This window comes from Citrobacter sp. Ce129 (genome assembly GCF_030334545.1).
In the GTDB taxonomy this organism is placed as follows: domain Bacteria; phylum Pseudomonadota; class Gammaproteobacteria; order Enterobacterales; family Enterobacteriaceae; genus Citrobacter; species Citrobacter europaeus.
The window spans coordinates 1-17,981 of the sequence record NZ_JAOWDS010000054.1 but is presented as its reverse complement, the minus strand read 5'-3'; the positions used below and the strand labels follow the sequence as shown (position 1 = coordinate 17,981).

Sequence of the window (17,981 nt, the reverse complement as noted above, 5' to 3'; positions counted from 1 at the left end):
GTAGGGTTACTGAATGGCTAAGCAATCAATGAAAGCACGCGAAGTAAAGCGCGTAGCTTTAGCTGATAAGTACTTCGCAAAACGCGCTGAACTGAAAGCTATTATCTCTGATGTGAACGCGACCGACGAAGATCGTTGGAACGCAGTTCTCAAGCTGCAGTCTCTGCCGCGTGATTCCAGCCCGTCCCGTCAGCGTAACCGCTGCCGTCAAACAGGTCGTCCGCATGGCTATGTGGGCAAGTTCGGGTTGAGCCGTATCAAACTGCGTGAAGCCGCCATGCGCGGTGAAGTACCAGGCTTGAAAAAGGCTAGCTGGTAATTACCAATTGAATCACGGGAGTAAAGACAGATGAGCATGCAAGATCCGATCGCGGATATGCTGACCCGTATCCGTAACGGTCAGGCCGCGAATAAAGCTGCGGTCACCATGCCTTCCTCCAAGCTGAAAGTGGCAATTGCCAACGTGCTGAAGGAAGAAGGTTTTATTGAAGATTTTAAAGTTGAAGGCGACACCAAGCCGGAACTGGAACTTACTCTTAAGTATTTCCAGGGTAAAGCTGTTGTAGAAAGCATTCAGCGTGTCAGTCGCCCAGGTCTGCGCATTTATAAGCGTAAAGACGAGCTGCCGAAAGTTATGGCTGGCATGGGTATCGCAGTTGTTTCTACCTCTAAAGGTGTTATGACTGATCGTGCAGCGCGCCAGGCTGGTCTTGGTGGCGAAATTATCTGCTACGTAGCCTAATCGGAGGAAAAAATGTCTCGTGTTGCTAAAGCACCGGTCGTTATTCCTGCCGGCGTTGATGTAAAAATCAACGGTCAGGTTATTACGATCAAAGGTAAAAACGGCGAGCTGACTCGTACTCTCAACGATGCTGTTGCAGTAAATCATGCAGATAATGCACTGACCTTCGGTCCGCGTGATGGTTACGCAGATGGATGGGCTCAGGCTGGTACCGCGCGTGCCCTGCTGAATGCAATGGTTGTCGGTGTTACCGAAGGCTTCACTAAGAAGCTACAGCTGGTTGGTGTAGGTTATCGTGCAGCGGTTAAAGGGAATGTAGTAAACCTGGCTTTAGGTTTCTCTCACCCAGTTGACCATCAGCTGCCTGCGGGTATCACTGCAGAATGTCCGTCTCAGACTGAAATCGTGCTGAAAGGCGCTGATAAACAGCTGATCGGTCAGGTTGCAGCAGATCTGCGCGCCTACCGTCGTCCTGAGCCTTATAAAGGCAAGGGTGTTCGTTACGCCGACGAAGTCGTGCGTACCAAAGAGGCTAAGAAGAAGTAAGGTAACACTATGGATAAGAAATCTGCTCGTATCCGTCGTGCGACCCGCGCACGCCGCAAGCTCCAGGAGCTGGGTGCAACTCGCCTGGTGGTACATCGTACCCCGCGTCATATTTACGCACAGGTAATTGCACCGAACGGTTCTGAAGTTCTGGTAGCTGCTTCTACTGTAGAAAAAGCTATCGCTGAACAATTGAAGTACACCGGTAACAAAGACGCTGCTGCAGCTGTAGGTAAAGCTGTTGCTGAACGCGCTCTGGAAAAAGGCATCAAAGATGTTTCTTTTGACCGTTCCGGGTTCCAATATCATGGTCGTGTCCAGGCACTGGCAGATGCTGCCCGTGAAGCTGGCCTTCAGTTCTAAGGTAGAGGTGTAAGATGGCTCACATCGAAAAACAAGCTGGCGAACTGCAGGAAAAGCTGATCGCGGTTAACCGCGTATCTAAAACCGTAAAAGGTGGTCGTATTTTCTCCTTCACAGCTCTGACTGTAGTTGGTGATGGTAACGGTCGCGTTGGTTTTGGTTACGGTAAAGCGCGTGAAGTTCCAGCAGCGATCCAGAAAGCGATGGAAAAAGCCCGTCGCAATATGATTAACGTCGCGCTGAACCACGGCACCCTGCAGCACCCGGTTAAGGGTACTCACACGGGTTCTCGTGTATTCATGCAGCCGGCTTCCGAAGGTACCGGTATCATCGCCGGTGGTGCAATGCGCGCCGTTCTGGAAGTCGCTGGAGTTCGTAACGTTCTGGCTAAAGCGTATGGTTCCACCAACCCGATTAACGTGGTTCGTGCAACTATCGATGGTCTGGAAAATATGAAATCTCCGGAAATGGTCGCTGCCAAGCGTGGTAAATCCGTTGAAGAAATTCTGGGGAAATAAACCATGGCAAAGACTATTAAAATTACTCAAACCCGCAGTGCAATCGGTCGTCTGCCGAAACACAAGGCAACGCTGCTTGGCCTGGGTCTGCGTCGTATTGGTCACACCGTAGAGCGCGAGGATACTCCTGCTGTTCGTGGTATGGTCAACGCGGTTTCCTTCATGGTTAAAGTTGAGGAGTAAGAGATGCGTTTAAATACTCTGTCTCCGGCCGAAGGCTCTAAAAAAGCGGCTCGCCGCCTGGGTCGTGGTATCGGTTCTGGCCTCGGTAAAACCGGTGGTCGTGGTCACAAAGGTCAGAAGTCTCGTTCTGGCGGTGGCGTACGTCGCGGTTTCGAGGGTGGTCAGATGCCTCTGTACCGTCGTCTGCCGAAATTCGGCTTCACTTCACGTAAAGCAGCGATTACAGCCGAAGTTCGTCTGTCTGACCTGGCTAAAGTTGAAGGCGGTGTTGTAGACCTGAACACGCTGAAAGCAGCTAACATTATCGGTATCCAGATCGAGTTCGCGAAAGTGATCCTGGCTGGTGAAGTCACTACTCCGGTAACTGTTCGTGGCCTGCGTGTTACTAAAGGCGCTCGTGCTGCTATCGAAGCTGCTGGCGGTAAAATCGAGGAATAAGTAGCAGATGGCTAAACAACCGGGATTAGATTTTCAAAGTGCCAAAGGTGGCTTAGGCGAGCTGAAACGCAGACTGCTGTTTGTAATCGGCGCGCTGATTGTGTTCCGTATTGGCTCTTTCATTCCGATCCCTGGTATTGATGCCGCTGTACTTGCCAAACTGCTTGAGCAACAGCGAGGCACCATCATTGAAATGTTTAACATGTTCTCTGGTGGTGCTCTCAGCCGTGCTTCTATCTTTGCTCTGGGGATCATGCCGTATATTTCGGCGTCGATCATTATCCAGCTGCTGACGGTGGTTCATCCAACGCTGGCAGAAATTAAGAAAGAAGGGGAGTCTGGTCGTCGTAAGATCAGCCAGTACACCCGCTACGGTACTCTGGTGCTGGCAATATTCCAGTCGATCGGTATTGCTACCGGTCTGCCGAATATGCCTGGTATGCAGGGCCTGGTGATGAACCCAGGCTTTGCATTCTATTTCACCGCTGTTGTAAGTCTGGTTACAGGGACAATGTTCCTGATGTGGTTGGGCGAACAGATTACTGAACGTGGTATCGGCAACGGTATCTCAATCATTATCTTCGCCGGTATTGTCGCGGGACTCCCGCCAGCCATTGCCCATACTATCGAGCAAGCGCGTCAAGGCGACCTGCACTTCCTCGTGTTGCTGTTGGTTGCAGTATTAGTATTCGCAGTGACGTTCTTTGTTGTATTTGTTGAGCGTGGTCAACGCCGCATTGTGGTAAACTACGCGAAACGTCAGCAAGGTCGTCGTGTCTATGCTGCACAGAGCACACATTTACCGCTGAAAGTGAATATGGCGGGGGTAATCCCGGCAATCTTCGCTTCCAGTATTATTCTGTTCCCGGCAACCATCGCGTCATGGTTCGGGGGCGGGACTGGTTGGAACTGGCTGACAACAATTTCGCTGTATTTGCAGCCTGGGCAACCGCTTTATGTGTTACTCTATGCGTCTGCAATCATATTCTTCTGTTTCTTCTACACGGCGTTGGTTTTCAACCCGCGTGAAACAGCAGATAACCTGAAGAAGTCCGGTGCATTTGTACCAGGAATTCGTCCGGGAGAGCAAACGGCGAAGTATATCGATAAAGTAATGACCCGCCTGACTTTGGTTGGTGCGCTCTACATTACCTTTATCTGCCTGATCCCGGAGTTCATGCGTGATGCAATGAAAGTACCGTTCTACTTCGGTGGGACCTCACTGCTTATCGTTGTTGTCGTGATTATGGACTTTATGGCTCAAGTGCAAACTCTGATGATGTCAAGTCAGTACGAGTCTGCATTGAAGAAGGCGAATCTGAAAGGCTACGGCCGTTAACAGTCGCCCGAGAAGTTACGGAGAGTAAAAATGAAAGTTCGTGCTTCCGTCAAGAAATTATGCCGTAACTGCAAAATCGTTAAGCGTGATGGTGTCATCCGTGTGATTTGCAGTGCCGAGCCGAAGCATAAACAGCGCCAAGGCTGATTTATTCGCATATTTTTCTTGCAAAGTTGGGTTGAGCTGGCTAGATTAGCCAGCCAATCTTTTGTATGTCTGTGCGTTTCCATTTGAGTATCCTGAAAACGGGCTTTTCAGCATGGTGCGTACATATTAAATAGTAGGAGTGCATAGTGGCCCGTATAGCAGGCATTAACATTCCTGATCAGAAACATGCTGTGATCGCATTAACTTCGATCTACGGCGTCGGCAAGACCCGTTCTAAAGCCATTCTGGCTGCCGCGGGTATCGCTGAAGATGTTAAGATCAGTGAGCTGTCTGAAGAACAAATCGACACGCTGCGTGACGAAGTTGCCAAATTTGTCGTTGAAGGTGATCTGCGCCGTGAAGTTAGCATGAGCATCAAGCGCCTTATGGACCTTGGTTGCTATCGCGGTTTGCGTCATCGTCGTGGTCTCCCGGTTCGCGGTCAGCGTACCAAGACCAACGCACGTACCCGTAAGGGTCCGCGCAAACCGATCAAGAAATAATCGGGGTGATTGAATAATGGCAAAGGCACCAATTCGTGCACGTAAACGTGTAAGAAAACAAGTCTCTGACGGCGTGGCTCATATCCATGCTTCTTTTAACAACACCATCGTTACCATTACTGATCGTCAGGGTAACGCACTGGGTTGGGCAACAGCCGGTGGTTCCGGTTTCCGTGGTTCTCGCAAATCCACTCCGTTTGCAGCTCAGGTTGCAGCAGAGCGTTGCGCTGAAGCCGTAAAAGAATACGGTATCAAGAATCTGGAAGTTATGGTCAAAGGACCGGGTCCAGGTCGCGAATCTACTGTTCGTGCTCTGAACGCCGCTGGTTTCCGCATCACTAATATTACTGATGTGACTCCGATCCCTCATAACGGTTGTCGTCCGCCGAAAAAACGTCGCGTATAACGCTGTCGTTTCTAGGATTGTTGGAGAAAGAAAATGGCAAGATATTTGGGTCCTAAGCTCAAGCTGAGCCGTCGTGAGGGCACTGACTTATTCCTTAAGTCTGGCGTTCGCGCGATCGATACCAAGTGTAAAATTGAACAAGCTCCTGGCCAGCACGGTGCGCGTAAACCGCGTCTGTCTGACTATGGTGTGCAGTTGCGTGAAAAGCAAAAAGTTCGCCGTATCTACGGTGTGCTGGAGCGTCAGTTCCGTAACTACTACAAAGAAGCAGCACGTCTGAAAGGCAACACCGGTGAAAACCTGTTGGGTCTGCTGGAAGGTCGTCTGGACAACGTTGTATACCGTATGGGCTTCGGTGCCACTCGTGCAGAAGCACGTCAGCTGGTCAGCCATAAAGCAATTATGGTAAACGGTCGTGTTGTTAACATCGCTTCTTATCAGGTTAGTCCGAATGACGTTGTTAGCATTCGTGAGAAAGCGAAGAAGCAGTCTCGCGTGAAAGCCGCTCTGGAGCTGGCTGAGCAGCGTGAAAAGCCAACCTGGCTGGAAGTTGATGCTGGCAAGATGGAAGGTACGTTCAAGCGTAAGCCGGAGCGTTCTGATCTGTCTGCGGACATTAACGAACACCTGATCGTCGAGCTTTACTCCAAGTAAAGCTTAGTACCAAAGAGAGGACACAATGCAGGGTTCTGTGACAGAGTTTCTAAAACCGCGCCTGGTAGATATCGAGCAAGTGAGTTCGACGCACGCCAAGGTGACCCTTGAGCCTTTAGAGCGTGGCTTTGGCCATACTTTGGGTAACGCACTGCGCCGTATTCTGCTCTCATCGATGCCGGGTTGCGCGGTGACCGAGGTTGAGATTGATGGTGTACTACATGAGTACAGCACCAAAGAAGGCGTTCAGGAAGATATCCTGGAAATCCTGCTCAACCTGAAAGGGCTGGCGGTGAGAGTTCAGGGTAAAGATGATGTTATTCTTACCTTGAATAAATCTGGCATTGGCCCTGTGACTGCAGCCGACATTACCCATGATGGTGATGTCGAAATCGTCAAGCCACAGCACGTGATCTGCCACCTGACCGATGAGAACGCATCTATTAGCATGCGTATCAAAGTTCAGCGCGGTCGTGGTTATGTGCCGGCTTCTACCCGAATTCATTCGGAAGAAGATGAGCGCCCAATCGGCCGTCTGCTGGTCGACGCATGCTACAGCCCTGTAGAGCGTATTGCCTACAATGTTGAAGCAGCGCGTGTAGAACAGCGTACCGACCTGGACAAGCTGGTCATCGAAATGGAAACCAACGGCACAATCGATCCTGAAGAGGCGATTCGTCGTGCGGCAACCATTCTGGCTGAACAACTTGAAGCTTTCGTTGACTTACGTGATGTACGTCAGCCGGAAGTTAAAGAAGAGAAACCAGAATTCGATCCGATCCTGCTGCGCCCTGTTGACGATCTGGAATTGACTGTCCGCTCTGCTAACTGCCTCAAAGCAGAAGCTATCCACTATATCGGTGATCTGGTACAGCGTACTGAGGTTGAGCTTCTTAAGACGCCTAACCTTGGTAAAAAATCTCTTACCGAGATTAAAGACGTGCTGGCTTCCCGTGGACTGTCTCTGGGTATGCGCCTGGAAAACTGGCCACCGGCAAGCATCGCTGACGAGTAACCGGATCACAGGTTAAGGTTTTACTGAGAAGGATAAGGTCATGCGCCATCGTAAGAGTGGTCGTCAACTGAACCGCAACAGCAGCCATCGCCAGGCTATGTTCCGCAATATGGCAGGTTCACTGGTTCGTCATGAAATCATCAAGACGACTCTGCCGAAAGCGAAAGAGCTGCGTCGCGTAGTTGAGCCGCTGATTACTCTTGCCAAGACTGATAGCGTAGCTAATCGTCGTCTGGCATTCGCCCGTACTCGTGATAACGAGATCGTGGCAAAACTGTTTAACGAACTGGGCCCGCGTTTCGCGAGCCGCGCCGGTGGTTACACTCGCATTCTGAAGTGTGGTTTCCGTGCAGGCGACAACGCGCCGATGGCATACATCGAGCTGGTTGATCGTTCAGAGAAAACAGAAGCTGCTGCAGAGTAATCTGTAGTAACGTAAAAAAACCCGCCTCGGCGGGTTTTTTTATATCCGTCATATCCCCAATTACCTACAATATCTGTACTCTTTTTGTTCATCCCCTGGAGTGTTGTATGTGGTTACTGGACCAGTGGGCAGAGCGCCATATTATTGAAGCACAGTCTAAAGGTGAATTTGATGGTTTACCTGGTACAGGTGAGCCGCTGATCCTTGACGATGATTCTCATGTCCCGCCTGAACTTCGTGCCGGATTCCGTCTATTAAAGAATGCTGGATGTCTTCCTCCTGAGCTTGAGCAGCGCAGAGAGGCAATACAGTTGCTTGAAATACTCGCAGGGATCCGCAAAGATGATCCCAGTTATCCGGAGCTGAGTCGAAGACTGTCACTACTGGAACTCAAACTTCGGCAGGCTGGACTCAGTACCGAGTTTTTACGCGGCGAATATGCAGATAAGCTGCTACAGAAGATCAACGACGATTAGCGGAGAGAGCATGTACCGTATTGGTGAATTAGCGAAACTGGCTGACGTAACGCCTGATACTATCCGTTACTATGAAAAGCAGCAGATGATGGAACATGAAATACGTACAGAAGGCGGGTTTCGCCTCTATACGGAAAGCGATCTTCAGCGTCTGAAGTTTATTCGTTATGCCCGTCAGCTTGGGTTTACTCTGGAATCGATCCGCGAGCTGCTGTCGATCCGCATTGATCCCGAACATCATACCTGCCAGGAATCAAAAGGGATCGTCCAGGAAAGATTGCAGGAGGTCGAAGCACGAATAGCGGAGCTTCAGGCGATGCAACGGTCGCTGCAGAGATTGAATGACGCGTGTTGTGGAAAAGCACACAGCAGCGTGTACTGCTCTATCCTTGAAGCACTTGAGCAGGGCGCCAGCGGCTCAGCATCAGGCTGTTGATTTATTGAACGGTCAGGTCTACACTCGCGGCGTAAATTACTACAAACTGGAGATATTATGAGTCGTTATCAGCACACCAAAGGGCAGATAAAGGACAACGCTATTGAGGCGCTTTTGCACGATCCACTTTTCAGACAGCGCGTCGAGAAAAATAAGAAAGGGAAAGGAAGTTATCTACGTAAAGGTAAACATGGCAATCGGGGTAACTGGGAGGCCAGTGGCAAGAAAGTCATTCACTTTTTTACCACTGGCCTTCTTGCTTCACTGAGTGCTTAAGAGCGGTTATTCTGTTCTTTCAACAGGTCACGAATTTCACTCAGCAATACTTCTTCTTTCGATGGAGCTGGCGGTGCTGCCGGCTCTTCCGCTTTTTTACGGTTCAGTTTGTTGATCAGTTTGATTGCCATAAAGATAGCAAACGCAACGATAATGAAATCGAAGACGTTCTGAATAAATACACCGTAATGCATGACGACAGCCGGGATATCTCCCTGCGCATCACGTAACGTTACAGCAAACTGTTTAAAATCAATTCCACCAATTAACAGCCCCAGCGGCGGCATAATGATATCGGCAACCAGTGATGAAACAATCTTACCGAATGCCGCACCAATGATGACACCCACTGCCAAATCGACAACATTCCCGCGCATCGCGAATTCGCGAAACTCTTTAATAATGCTCATTTTATTCTCCCTATGCAGCTGACGTTTATAAGTTTAACAAATGTTTAGGCAATTTCCATTTATGTATTGCCGAAAGGAAAATTTATTAGACCATGAAAAATAAAGGGAAATAAAAAGGGCGCTGTATTAGCGCCCAAATTATTACAGGAAGAAAGGACTTGGCTGGAATAATCGCTCGACGTCGGTAATAAACTTTTTATCTGTCAGGAACATAATTACGTGATCGCCCTGCTCAATGCGCAGGTTATCATTGGCAATCATCACATCGTTACCACGCACAACGGCGCCAATGATGGTTCCTGGTGGAAGTTTAATTTCATCAATTGAACGCCCCACAACCCGCGACGTCGTTTCATCACCGTGTGCGACGGCTTCAATGGCTTCCGCGACGCCGCGGCGTAGTGAAGACACACCGACAATATCAGCTTTACGCACGTGACTGAGCAGCGCGGAGATGGTCGCCTGCTGCGGTGATATCGCAATATCGATCACACTGCCCTGCACCAGATCGACGTATGCTCTGCGTTGGATCAACACCATTACTTTCTTGGCGCCCATCCGTTTGGCAAGCATCGCCGACATGATATTCGCTTCATCATCGTTGGTCACCGCGATGAACAGATCAACCTGATCGATATGTTCTTCTGCCAGCAGCTCTTGATCCGAGGCATCACCAAAAAAGACGATCGTATTTTGCAGTTTCTCCGCAAGCTCCGATGCGCGTTGTTGATTACGTTCGATCAGTTTGACGCTGTAATCTTTTTCCAGACGACGTGCCAGACCAGCGCCGATATTACCGCCACCCACTAACATAATGCGTTTGTACGGTTTTTCCAGACGCTGTAATTCGCTCATTACGGCGCGAATATGCTGCGATGCTGCGATAAAGAAGACTTCATCACCCGCTTCAACAATGGTAGAACCTTGCGGGCGGATCGGTCGGTCATGACGGAAAATCGCTGCCACGCGGGTGTCAATGTGCGGCATATGCTCACGCATTGTCGACAGTGCGTTACCAATCAGCGGCCCACCGTAATAGGCTTTCACCACAGCAAGGCTGACTTTACCCTCGGCAAAATTTACTACCTGCAATGCACCCGGATATTCAATCAGCCGATAAATGCTATCGATAACCAGTTGCTCAGGCGCAATCAGGTGATCGATAGGTACCGCATCGGATTGAAACAGCTTGTCGGCATCACGAACGTAATCCGGTGAACGAATTCGGGCGATGCGATTAGGCGTATTAAACAGTGAATAAGCTACCTGGCAGGCAACCATATTTGTTTCATCTGAGCTGGTTACGGCAACCAGCATATCGGCATCGTCGGCCCCAGCTTCACGCAAAACGCGGGGATGCGAACCATGCCCTTGCACGACGCGGAGATCAAACTTGTCCTGCAAGCTACGCAGGCGCTCACCATTGGTATCGACTACCGTGATATCGTTGTTCTCTCCGACCAGGTTTTCAGCCAGCGTACCGCCAACTTGACCTGCGCCCAGAATGATAATTTTCATCAGTCGCGACCCGTTATCTCATCACTTTTTGATTAGCTTAGCGTAAAAGAAGCCATCGCCATCTTCCGCACCCGGTAAATTCTGACGCCCGGGTTTTTCCGGTATACCGGTTTCGCTTAATACCGCATCCGGCGTGCGTGCCAGGAAGGCGGCAATTTGCTGCTGATTTTCTTCTGGCAGGATAGAGCACGTTGCATAAACCAGCGTGCCGCCAGGTTTAAGGTGTGACCAGGTTGCATTCAGGATTTCAGCCTGTAATTGGGCAAGTTCGGCAATATCCCGGTCCCGGCGCAGCCATTTGATATCCGGATGGCGACGTATCACCCCGGTGGCAGAACATGGAGCGTCCAGCAAAATACGGTCAAACTGTTGTTCACCGCACCACTGCTGTGGATAGCGGCCATCACCCTGTTTTACGGTTGCCTTCATGCCCAGGCGTTTCAGATTGTCGTAAACGCGTGACAGGCGTTTTTCATCGACATCGACGGCCATGACGTTAGCTTGCGGAGCAACTTCCAGAATGTGAGTGGTTTTCCCGCCCGGCGCGCAGCACAGGTCGAGGATCTGTTCACCGTTCTCTGGCAACAGATAAGTTACACATCCTTGAGCGGAAGCGTCCTGGACGGTTACCCAGCCTTCACTAAAACCAGGGAGAGCGTGTACAGGGGCCGGCGTTTCCAGACGTACTGCATCCGGGTAGTCCGGATGCGGGAAACCGGTTAATCCCGCTTCGGTAAGCAGGTCCAGCCAGGCATCGCGCGTATGGTGAATACGATTGACACGAAGCCACATTGGCGGTCGCTGGTTATTGGCTTCAAGAATGGCTTCCCACTGCTGCGGATACGCGCTCTTAATACGTTTTACCAGCCAGGAAGGGTGTAAGAAACGCAGATCGCTTTGTGCGAACTCGGCCAACAGTTCATCCTGACGGCGTTGAAACTGGCGCAACACGCCGTTGATCAGCCCTTTGAGCTGCGGACGCTTTATGACAACTGCGCCTTCTACGGTCTCAGCCAGCGCAGCGTGCGGTGGAATACGGGTATGCAGCAGCTGGTAGAAGCCCACCATGATCAGATAGTGAACGGTGCGCTGTTTGCCCGTCATTGGACGTTCCATCAACTGCTGGATCATCCACTCCAGTTGGGAGAGTGTGCGCAATACGCCGAAGCAAAGCTCCTGCAACAGCGCTTTGTCTTTATCGGCAACTTTTTGCTGCATGGCAGGCAGCACATTGCTTAATGATTGCCCTTTTTCGACAACCTGTTCGACGGCCTGGGCCGCCATACTGCGTAAATTAAGATGTTTTTTCATAAGCGCAAAAATAAAAATGCCCGGAGATACCGGGCTTAAAGAGATGAACCGTCAGATCAGACGGTTACCGGGTATAAACCATTCCCGTCGCGAATTAAGCAGATCCTGCGCGCTCATGGCTTTTTTACCGGCAGGCTGCAAAGAGACGAGATTCAGGATGCCGTCGCCTGTTGCGACCTGAATACCCTGCTTTGTCGCCTCAAGAATAGTGCCTGGCGCGGCCTGGGTGTTTGCTGTAATAACCGAAGCTTGCCAGACTTTCACTGGCTGACCGTCGATTTCAAGCCAGCTCATGGGCCATGGGTTAAAGGCGCGGACGCAACGTTCCAACTGAGCAGCCGAAAGCGACCAGTCGATGCGGGCCTCTTCTTTGCTGAGTTTTTCTGCATGCGTAACCAGTGATTCATCTTGTACCACTGGTTTTATCGTGCCGGCAGCCAGCTGTTTTAGCGTTTCAATCAGCCCCTGAGGCCCCAAATCTGCCAGCTTGTCGTATAGCGAGCCGCTGGTATCCTCTGCCGTAATCGGGCAGGACAGCTTAAGCAGCATATCACCGGTGTCGAGGCCAACATCCATCTGCATGATAGTCACACCGGTTTCGGCATCGCCAGCCCACAGTGAGCGCTGGATCGGTGCCGCGCCACGCCAGCGTGGCAGCAGTGAACCGTGAACGTTAATACAACCCAGACGCGGCATTTCCAGTACGGCTTTTGGTAGAATCAGGCCATATGCCACCACTACCATCACGTCTGCGCGTAAATCAGCAACCAACTGCTGGTTTTCCTGAGGGCGAAGAGAGACGGGTTGGAAAACCGGTATCCCTTTTTCTTCTGCCAGTACTTTTACCGGGCTGGGCATTAGCTTTTTACCGCGTCCCGCTGGGCGGTCCGGTTGGGTAAACACGCCAACGACGTTATGTCCAGAAGACAACAGCGCGTCGAGATGACGCGCTGCAAAGTCAGGTGTACCCGCAAAAATAATACGTAGTGAGTCTGACACGTTGATTCTTGTCCTTAAGCTCGGGCGTTCAGGCGGTCGAGTTTTTCAACTTTCTGACGAATGCGTTGTTGCTTCAACGGAGACAGATAATCGATAAACAGTTTACCGACCAGGTGATCCATTTCATGTTGAATGCAGATAGCCAGCAGGCCATCGGCTTCCAGTTCAAAAGATTTGCCGTTGCGATCGAGCGCACGAATTTTTACTTTCTCTGCGCGTGGTACTAACGCACGCTGTTCAGGAATTGACAGGCAGCCTTCTTCAATGCCGGTTTCGCCGTCTTTCTCCAGCAGCTCTGGGTTAATAAGTACCAACTGCTCGTCGCGATTTTCAGAGACATCAATAACAATGATGCGCTGATGAATATCGACCTGTGTTGCTGCCAGACCGATACCTTCTTCGGCGTACATCGTTTCGAACATATCATCAACGATACGCTGAATTTCTGCATTCACTTCTTCGACCGGTTTTGCGACTTTGCGAAGGCGCTCGTCCGGAATATGTAACACTTGCAAAACTGACATAGTTATCCAGAGTTGTGTTCAGGAGTTGAAAAGATTATTACCTCTATTCTAGACAAAACCCCCTCTGATTGACAGCATCAGTGACCAATCGCAAAGATTGCCAGGACTGCTTGTGGCAGGGGAACAGGGATGACCCAAATCGAAATTTGGCTACGTTTAGCGCAAGTGAATGAACTGTATGGTGATGAGATGGTGCGCATTGCCCACAGGCTTAATACTCAACCGTGCATTAACAATGCGGTACTCCTGCAGGCAGGATTCTCTCCCCGTCAGGCCCGACGGTTTTTAACTTTTTCACAGCAGACGCTGGAAAAAACGCTGCGCTGGCTTGAGCAGCCAAACCACCATTTTGTGGTTGCCGACAGCGATCATTACCCGCCATTGCTCCGTGCGATTGAGGATTATCCTGGGGTGCTTTTTGTCGCAGGAAACCCCGCATGCCTCCGCTCGTTCCAGGTGGCCGTTGTCGGCAGCAGACAGCACTCCTGGTATGGCGAACGCTGGGGACGGTTGTTTTGTGAAAAGCTTGCAGCATGCGGCGTGACGATCACCAGCGGTCTGGCCCGGGGGATTGATGGCGTGGCGCACAATGCTGCGATAAACCGTCAGGGCACGAGTATAGCAGTGCTGGGTAACGGGCTTGAGACCATTCACCCACGACAGCATGTCCGTCTGGCTGAACGGCTGATTGATGCTGGAGGCGCACTGGTGTCTGAGTTCCCATTAGATACGCTACCTTTACCGCGCAATTTTCCCCGACGAAATCGCATTATTAGTGGTCTAAGTAAAGGTGTCCTGGTTGTTGAAGCTGCCCAGCGTAGCGGGTCACTGGTCACTGCGCGCTGCGCGCTGGAACAAGGACGGGAGGTTTTTGCTTTGCCTGGAGCGATAGGGAGTCCGGGAAGCGAAGGCCCACATTGGCTTATTCAGCAGGGAGCCATGCTTGTGACCGCACCAGAGGAAATTCTGGAAAATTTGCAATATGGGCTGCATTGGCTGCCAGATGAACCTGAAAAATCAATTTATTCGCCAGATCACGAAGAGGTGGCATTGCCATTTCCGGAGCTCCTGGCTAACGTAGGAGATGAGGTAACACCTGTTGACGTCGTCGCTGAACGTGCCGGCCAACCTGTGCCAGAGGTAGTGGCTCAACTGCTCGAACTGGAGTTAGCAGGATGGATCGCAGCTGTACCCGGCGGCTATGTCCGATTGAGGAGGGCATGCCATGTTCGACGTACTAATGTATTTGTTTGAGACATATATCCATAACGAAGCTGAGCTGCGTGTGGATCAGGACAAACTGGAACGGGATCTTACCGACGCTGGTTTTGATCGTGAAGACATTTACAACGCGTTACTTTGGCTGGAAAAGCTAGCTGATTATCAGGATGGTCTTGCTGAACCTATGCAGCTGGCATCTGACCCTCTTTCTATACGTATTTATACTGCAGAAGAGTGCGATCGACTGGATGCAAGCTGTAGAGGGTTCCTGCTATTCCTGGAGCAGATTCAGGTGCTAAACCTCGAAACGCGAGAAATGGTTATTGAGCGTGTACTCGCGCTGGATACGGCAGAGTTCGATCTGGAAGACCTGAAGTGGGTGATCCTGATGGTGCTATTCAACATTCCAGGTTGTGAAAATGCCTATCAGCAAATGGAAGAATTACTCTTTGAAGTGAATGAAGGTATGCTGCATTAATCAATCTTCATTCAGTATGAGTTGTTATGGCTAAATCAGCACTGTTCACGGTGCGTAAAAACGAGCCCTGCCCACAATGCGGGGCTGAACTGGTTATTCGTTCCGGGAAACACGGTCCGTTTCTCGGTTGTTCACACTATCCAGAATGCGATTACATCCGTCCGCTAAAATCTTCAGCGGACGGACATATTGTCAAAGTTCTGGAGGGTAAATTTTGCCCTGCATGTGGCGCTGAACTGGTTCTGAGACAGGGAAGATTCGGTATGTTCATTGGATGCAGTGATTATCCGACGTGTGAACACACGGAACTTATCGACAAGCCTGATGAAACAGCAATTGTCTGTCCTCAATGCCAGACTGGCCACCTTGTCCAGCGGCGTTCCCGTTATGGCAAAACCTTTTACTCCTGCGATCGCTATCCGGAGTGCCAGTTTGTCATTAACTTCAAACCGTTAGCCGGAGAGTGTTCTGAGTGTCATTATCCGCTACTCATAGAAAAGAAAACCGCGCAGGGTGTGAAACATTTCTGTGCCAGTAAACAATGTGGAAAGCCGATCCCGGCGGAATAAAAAAGTGAATAATAACCTGCCCACAGGCCCTATCGCTGCGGCGATAGCGGTTCTGAAACAAGAAAAAGTCATCGCCTATCCAACAGAAGCTGTATTTGGCGTCGGCTGCGATCCCGACAGCGAAACGGCTGTTACCCGTCTGTTGGAGCTAAAACAACGCCCGGTCGATAAAGGCTTAATTTTGATTGCGGCAAACTTTGACCAGCTTAAGCCTTACATTGACGATAGCACGCTTACTGATGCCCAACGTGAGGCGGTGTTCGCCCGCTGGCCAGGTCCTGTCACCTTCGTATTCCCGGCGCCTGTGACAACGCCCCGTTGGTTGACCGGTCGTTTTGATTCGTTGGCCGTGCGTGTCACCGATCACCCGCTGGTGGTTGCATTGTGCCAGGCTTATGGCAAACCGTTAGTCTCCACCAGTGCTAATTTGAGTGGCTTACCGCCTTGCAGAACGGTAGAGGAAGTCCGCGCGCAGTTTGGTACAGACTTTCCCGTAGTTGAAGGGGAGACCGGAGGGCGTTTGAATCCTTCGGAGATCCGTGATGCTCTGACGGGTGAACAGTTTCGACAGGGGTAATATGAAAGAAGCCTATGCTGTTTTTGGTAATCCGATAGCGCACAGTAAATCGCCCTTTATTCATCAGCAATTTGCAGAGCAGTTGAAGATTGATCATTCCTATGGACGTGTACTGGCACCCATCAATGATTTTGTGAATACGCTGAACGCTTTTTTTGCTGAGGGCGGGAAGGGGGCAAATGTCACCGTACCTTTTAAAGAAGAGGCGTTTGCACGTGCCGATGAACTAACGGAGCGGGCATCGCTTGCTGGAGCGGTTAATACCCTTAAACGATTAGAGGATGGGCGTTTATTGGGAGACAACACGGATGGCATTGGCTTATTAAGCGATCTTGAACGTTTATCTTTCATTCGTCCTGGAGCGCGAGTTCTACTGATCGGGGCTGGTGGCGCATCCCGTGGGGTTTTATTACCTCTTCTTTCTATGGATTGCGCGGTGACTATCGTTAACCGTACAGCTTCGCGCGCTGAAGAACTGGCTCAACTCTTCTCTCATACCGGCAGCGTGCAGGCAGTGGGTATGGACGAGCTTGATAATTACAGTTTTGATTTGATCATTAACGCGACGTCTAGCGGAATTAGCGGTGAGGTACCCGCTATTCCGACATCACTTATCCACTCCTCTGTCTATTGTTATGACATGTTTTATCAGCAGGGGAATACACCGTTCCTTTCCTGGTGTGCTGAGCATGGGGCGAAACAGTATGCCGATGGCCTGGGGATGCTGGTGGGTCAGGCCGCGCACGCCGTTTTACTCTGGCATGGGGTTTTGCCGCAGATTGAACCCGTCATTAAAAGCATGCAACAGGAATTGTCGGCATGAATCAGGCGATCCAGTTTCCCGATCGAGAAGAATGGCGCACGGATGTCAGCGCCGTGGTTTTTCCGGCGATGGTTCATGGTATGCAGCTAACATGTGCTATTTCAGGAGAAAGGTTGGCGTCCCGCTTTGGTGGCAGCACGCCTGAACAGTGGCTGGAAACTTTTCAACAGTATCGCTGGGACCTGGAGGAAGAGGCCGAAGCATTGATCCAGGATCAGCAGGAAGATTCTCAGGGTTGGGTTTGGTTACTCTGACTTAAATACTCATCTTTCCATTTAACATAGTTGTTAGCTGAGTATTTTAAGCCTGCTTTCTCTTCATCGCTTAATGGGCGGATTTGTTTTACCGGGCTTCCCAGGTACAGATATCCACTCTCCAGGCGTTTGTTTTGCGGAACCAGACTTCCAGCCCCAATCATAACGTCGTCTTCTACCACTACGCCGTCCAATACAATCGATCCCATACCGACCAATACGCGGTTGCCAATGATGCAACCGTGTAGCATGACTTTATGACCGACCGTCACATCCTCACCCACGATCAATGGATTACCCTGCGGATTCGATGTGGATTGATGCGTGACATGTAAAACGCTGCCATCCTGAATGTTCGTACGGGCGCCGATTTGTACATAATTCACGTCGCCACGAATCGCAACCAATGGCCAAATCCCAACATCATCAGCCAAACGAGTATCACCAATGACGACGCTGCTGGGGTCGATCATCACGCGTTTTCCGATCTGTGGGAAAAGATCCTTATAAGGACGTAATACATCAGACATGTTTACCTCAACGAAAATAGAGCGGTAATGAAGACTTTGGTTGGATTATTGAGACTGTGCAAGTGATTTAGCTATCAAAAATCAGCCAAATTGCGCAGGAATGTAGCGAAAGGGGTGAAAAACAAGCATTCAGCAAAAAAGATCCAAAAAACACTTGTGCTAAAAAATGGGATCCCTATAATGCGCCTCCATCGACACGGCAGATGTGAATCACTTCACGCAAACAGCCGGTTCGGTTGAAGAGAAAAACCTGAAAATGAGGGTTGACTCTGAAAGAGGAAAGCGTAATATACGCCACCTC

General features: G+C 50.4%; 29 protein-coding genes. 23 read left to right on the top strand and 6 right to left on the bottom strand.

Going from position 1 to position 17,981, the window contains the following annotated elements:
- Positions 1–13: 13 nt before the first annotated feature.
- The 17 genes from rpsN (at position 14) to arfA (ending at position 8,466) form a co-directional block, all read left to right on the top strand.
- Positions 14–319, top strand: a complete 306-nt coding sequence (rpsN, locus tag OGV77_RS06190; protein WP_003031125.1) for a 30S ribosomal protein S14 — start codon at positions 14–16, stop codon at positions 317–319.
- A gap of 30 nt (positions 320–349) precedes the next feature.
- Complete coding sequence (rpsH, locus tag OGV77_RS06185; RefSeq protein ID WP_003031127.1) at positions 350–742, top strand: 30S ribosomal protein S8; 393 nt, start codon at positions 350–352, stop codon at positions 740–742.
- A 12-nt stretch (positions 743–754) separates the two neighbouring features.
- On the top strand, positions 755–1,288 hold the full coding sequence (gene rplF, locus OGV77_RS06180) for a 50S ribosomal protein L6 (RefSeq protein ID WP_003031129.1): 534 nt from the start codon (positions 755–757) through the stop codon (positions 1,286–1,288).
- 9 nt (positions 1,289–1,297) lie between these two features.
- Positions 1,298–1,651, top strand: a complete 354-nt coding sequence (rplR, locus tag OGV77_RS06175; protein ID WP_000358960.1) for a 50S ribosomal protein L18 — start codon at positions 1,298–1,300, stop codon at positions 1,649–1,651.
- A gap of 14 nt (positions 1,652–1,665) precedes the next feature.
- A complete protein-coding gene (gene rpsE, locus OGV77_RS06170) occupies positions 1,666–2,169 on the top strand; it encodes a 30S ribosomal protein S5 (protein ID WP_003031131.1) in 504 nt (167 codons plus the stop codon).
- Between the two features lie 3 nt (positions 2,170–2,172).
- A complete protein-coding gene (gene rpmD, locus OGV77_RS06165; RefSeq protein WP_001140434.1) occupies positions 2,173–2,352 on the top strand; it encodes a 50S ribosomal protein L30 in 180 nt (59 codons plus the stop codon).
- 3 nt (positions 2,353–2,355) lie between these two features.
- Positions 2,356–2,790: a 50S ribosomal protein L15 gene (gene rplO / locus OGV77_RS06160; protein WP_003031132.1), complete on the top strand. Its 435-nt coding sequence runs from the start codon at positions 2,356–2,358 to the stop codon at positions 2,788–2,790.
- 7 nt (positions 2,791–2,797) lie between these two features.
- Complete coding sequence (secY, locus tag OGV77_RS06155; RefSeq protein WP_001118864.1) at positions 2,798–4,129, top strand: preprotein translocase subunit SecY; 1,332 nt, start codon at positions 2,798–2,800, stop codon at positions 4,127–4,129.
- 30 nt (positions 4,130–4,159) lie between these two features.
- Positions 4,160–4,276 (top strand): 50S ribosomal protein L36, encoded by a 117-nt coding sequence (gene rpmJ / locus OGV77_RS06150; RefSeq protein WP_000868187.1) that lies wholly within the window; start codon positions 4,160–4,162, stop codon positions 4,274–4,276.
- A 146-nt stretch (positions 4,277–4,422) separates the two neighbouring features.
- The gene (gene rpsM / locus OGV77_RS06145) at positions 4,423–4,779 is read left to right on the top strand and encodes a 30S ribosomal protein S13 (protein WP_003031135.1); all 357 of its coding nucleotides are present in this window, start codon (positions 4,423–4,425) and stop codon (positions 4,777–4,779) included.
- A gap of 16 nt (positions 4,780–4,795) precedes the next feature.
- Positions 4,796–5,185 (top strand): 30S ribosomal protein S11, encoded by a 390-nt coding sequence (rpsK, locus tag OGV77_RS06140; RefSeq protein ID WP_003031137.1) that lies wholly within the window; start codon positions 4,796–4,798, stop codon positions 5,183–5,185.
- A gap of 33 nt (positions 5,186–5,218) precedes the next feature.
- Entirely contained in the window at positions 5,219–5,839 is a 621-nt protein-coding gene (gene rpsD, locus OGV77_RS06135) for a 30S ribosomal protein S4 (RefSeq protein ID WP_003031138.1), read from the top strand.
- Between the two features lie 25 nt (positions 5,840–5,864).
- Entirely contained in the window at positions 5,865–6,854 is a 990-nt protein-coding gene (locus OGV77_RS06130; protein ID WP_003031139.1) for a DNA-directed RNA polymerase subunit alpha, read from the top strand.
- Positions 6,855–6,894: 40 nt separating this feature from the next.
- Positions 6,895–7,278, top strand: a complete 384-nt coding sequence (gene rplQ, locus OGV77_RS06125; RefSeq protein WP_001216370.1) for a 50S ribosomal protein L17 — start codon at positions 6,895–6,897, stop codon at positions 7,276–7,278.
- A gap of 107 nt (positions 7,279–7,385) precedes the next feature.
- Positions 7,386–7,754 (top strand): DnaJ family domain-containing protein, encoded by a 369-nt coding sequence (locus OGV77_RS06120; RefSeq protein ID WP_043018540.1) that lies wholly within the window; start codon positions 7,386–7,388, stop codon positions 7,752–7,754.
- A gap of 10 nt (positions 7,755–7,764) precedes the next feature.
- Entirely contained in the window at positions 7,765–8,190 is a 426-nt protein-coding gene (zntR, locus tag OGV77_RS06115) for a Zn(2+)-responsive transcriptional regulator (RefSeq protein ID WP_043018539.1), read from the top strand.
- A gap of 57 nt (positions 8,191–8,247) precedes the next feature.
- Positions 8,248–8,466 carry an alternative ribosome-rescue factor ArfA gene (gene arfA / locus OGV77_RS06110; RefSeq protein WP_043018538.1) on the top strand — a complete coding sequence of 73 codons (219 nt, stop codon included), beginning with the start codon at positions 8,248–8,250 and terminating at the stop codon, positions 8,464–8,466.
- Here arfA and mscL read toward each other — a convergent pair.
- From mscL to def, 5 genes are all read right to left on the bottom strand, one after another.
- Positions 8,463–8,876: a large-conductance mechanosensitive channel protein MscL gene (gene mscL, locus OGV77_RS06105; protein WP_043018537.1), complete on the bottom strand. Its 414-nt coding sequence runs from the start codon at positions 8,874–8,876 to the stop codon at positions 8,463–8,465. The two genes, arfA and mscL, sit on opposite strands and share 4 nt — an antisense overlap.
- Before the next feature lie 141 nt (positions 8,877–9,017).
- Positions 9,018–10,394 carry a Trk system potassium transporter TrkA gene (gene trkA, locus OGV77_RS06100; protein ID WP_003031153.1) on the bottom strand — a complete coding sequence of 459 codons (1,377 nt, stop codon included), beginning with the start codon at positions 10,392–10,394 and terminating at the stop codon, positions 9,018–9,020.
- Between the two features lie 21 nt (positions 10,395–10,415).
- A complete protein-coding gene (rsmB, locus tag OGV77_RS06095) occupies positions 10,416–11,705 on the bottom strand; it encodes a 16S rRNA (cytosine(967)-C(5))-methyltransferase RsmB (RefSeq protein ID WP_043018536.1) in 1,290 nt (429 codons plus the stop codon).
- 51 nt (positions 11,706–11,756) lie between these two features.
- Entirely contained in the window at positions 11,757–12,704 is a 948-nt protein-coding gene (gene fmt, locus OGV77_RS06090; protein WP_075145559.1) for a methionyl-tRNA formyltransferase, read from the bottom strand.
- Positions 12,705–12,718: 14 nt separating this feature from the next.
- Positions 12,719–13,228, bottom strand: a complete 510-nt coding sequence (def, locus tag OGV77_RS06085; RefSeq protein WP_003031159.1) for a peptide deformylase — start codon at positions 13,226–13,228, stop codon at positions 12,719–12,721.
- A 129-nt stretch (positions 13,229–13,357) separates the two neighbouring features.
- Between def and dprA the strand changes: the two genes are divergently transcribed.
- From dprA to OGV77_RS06055, 6 genes are read left to right on the top strand one after another with little or no spacing between them, the layout of a single operon-like run.
- Positions 13,358–14,482: a DNA-protecting protein DprA gene (gene dprA / locus OGV77_RS06080; RefSeq protein WP_047408251.1), complete on the top strand. Its 1,125-nt coding sequence runs from the start codon at positions 13,358–13,360 to the stop codon at positions 14,480–14,482.
- The gene (gene smg / locus OGV77_RS06075) at positions 14,454–14,927 is read left to right on the top strand and encodes a DUF494 family protein Smg (protein WP_003031162.1); all 474 of its coding nucleotides are present in this window, start codon (positions 14,454–14,456) and stop codon (positions 14,925–14,927) included. Before dprA ends, smg begins: the two co-directional genes overlap by 29 nt.
- 26 nt (positions 14,928–14,953) lie before the next feature.
- Positions 14,954–15,496 carry a DNA topoisomerase family protein gene (locus OGV77_RS06070; protein WP_087050981.1) on the top strand — a complete coding sequence of 181 codons (543 nt, stop codon included), beginning with the start codon at positions 14,954–14,956 and terminating at the stop codon, positions 15,494–15,496.
- A gap of 4 nt (positions 15,497–15,500) precedes the next feature.
- Positions 15,501–16,073 carry an L-threonylcarbamoyladenylate synthase type 1 TsaC gene (gene tsaC, locus OGV77_RS06065; protein ID WP_047408256.1) on the top strand — a complete coding sequence of 191 codons (573 nt, stop codon included), beginning with the start codon at positions 15,501–15,503 and terminating at the stop codon, positions 16,071–16,073.
- A gap of 1 nt (position 16,074) precedes the next feature.
- On the top strand, positions 16,075–16,896 hold the full coding sequence (gene aroE, locus OGV77_RS06060; protein ID WP_043018531.1) for a shikimate dehydrogenase: 822 nt from the start codon (positions 16,075–16,077) through the stop codon (positions 16,894–16,896).
- A complete protein-coding gene (locus OGV77_RS06055; protein ID WP_043018530.1) occupies positions 16,893–17,150 on the top strand; it encodes a DUF1488 family protein in 258 nt (85 codons plus the stop codon). The genes aroE and OGV77_RS06055 overlap by 4 nt, the downstream gene beginning before the upstream one ends.
- Here the strand turns inward: OGV77_RS06055 and OGV77_RS06050 are convergent.
- On the bottom strand, positions 17,126–17,680 hold the full coding sequence (locus tag OGV77_RS06050) for a gamma carbonic anhydrase family protein (protein ID WP_043018529.1): 555 nt from the start codon (positions 17,678–17,680) through the stop codon (positions 17,126–17,128). The genes OGV77_RS06055 and OGV77_RS06050 overlap by 25 nt on opposite strands.
- Between the last annotated feature and the right edge of the window lie 301 nt (positions 17,681–17,981).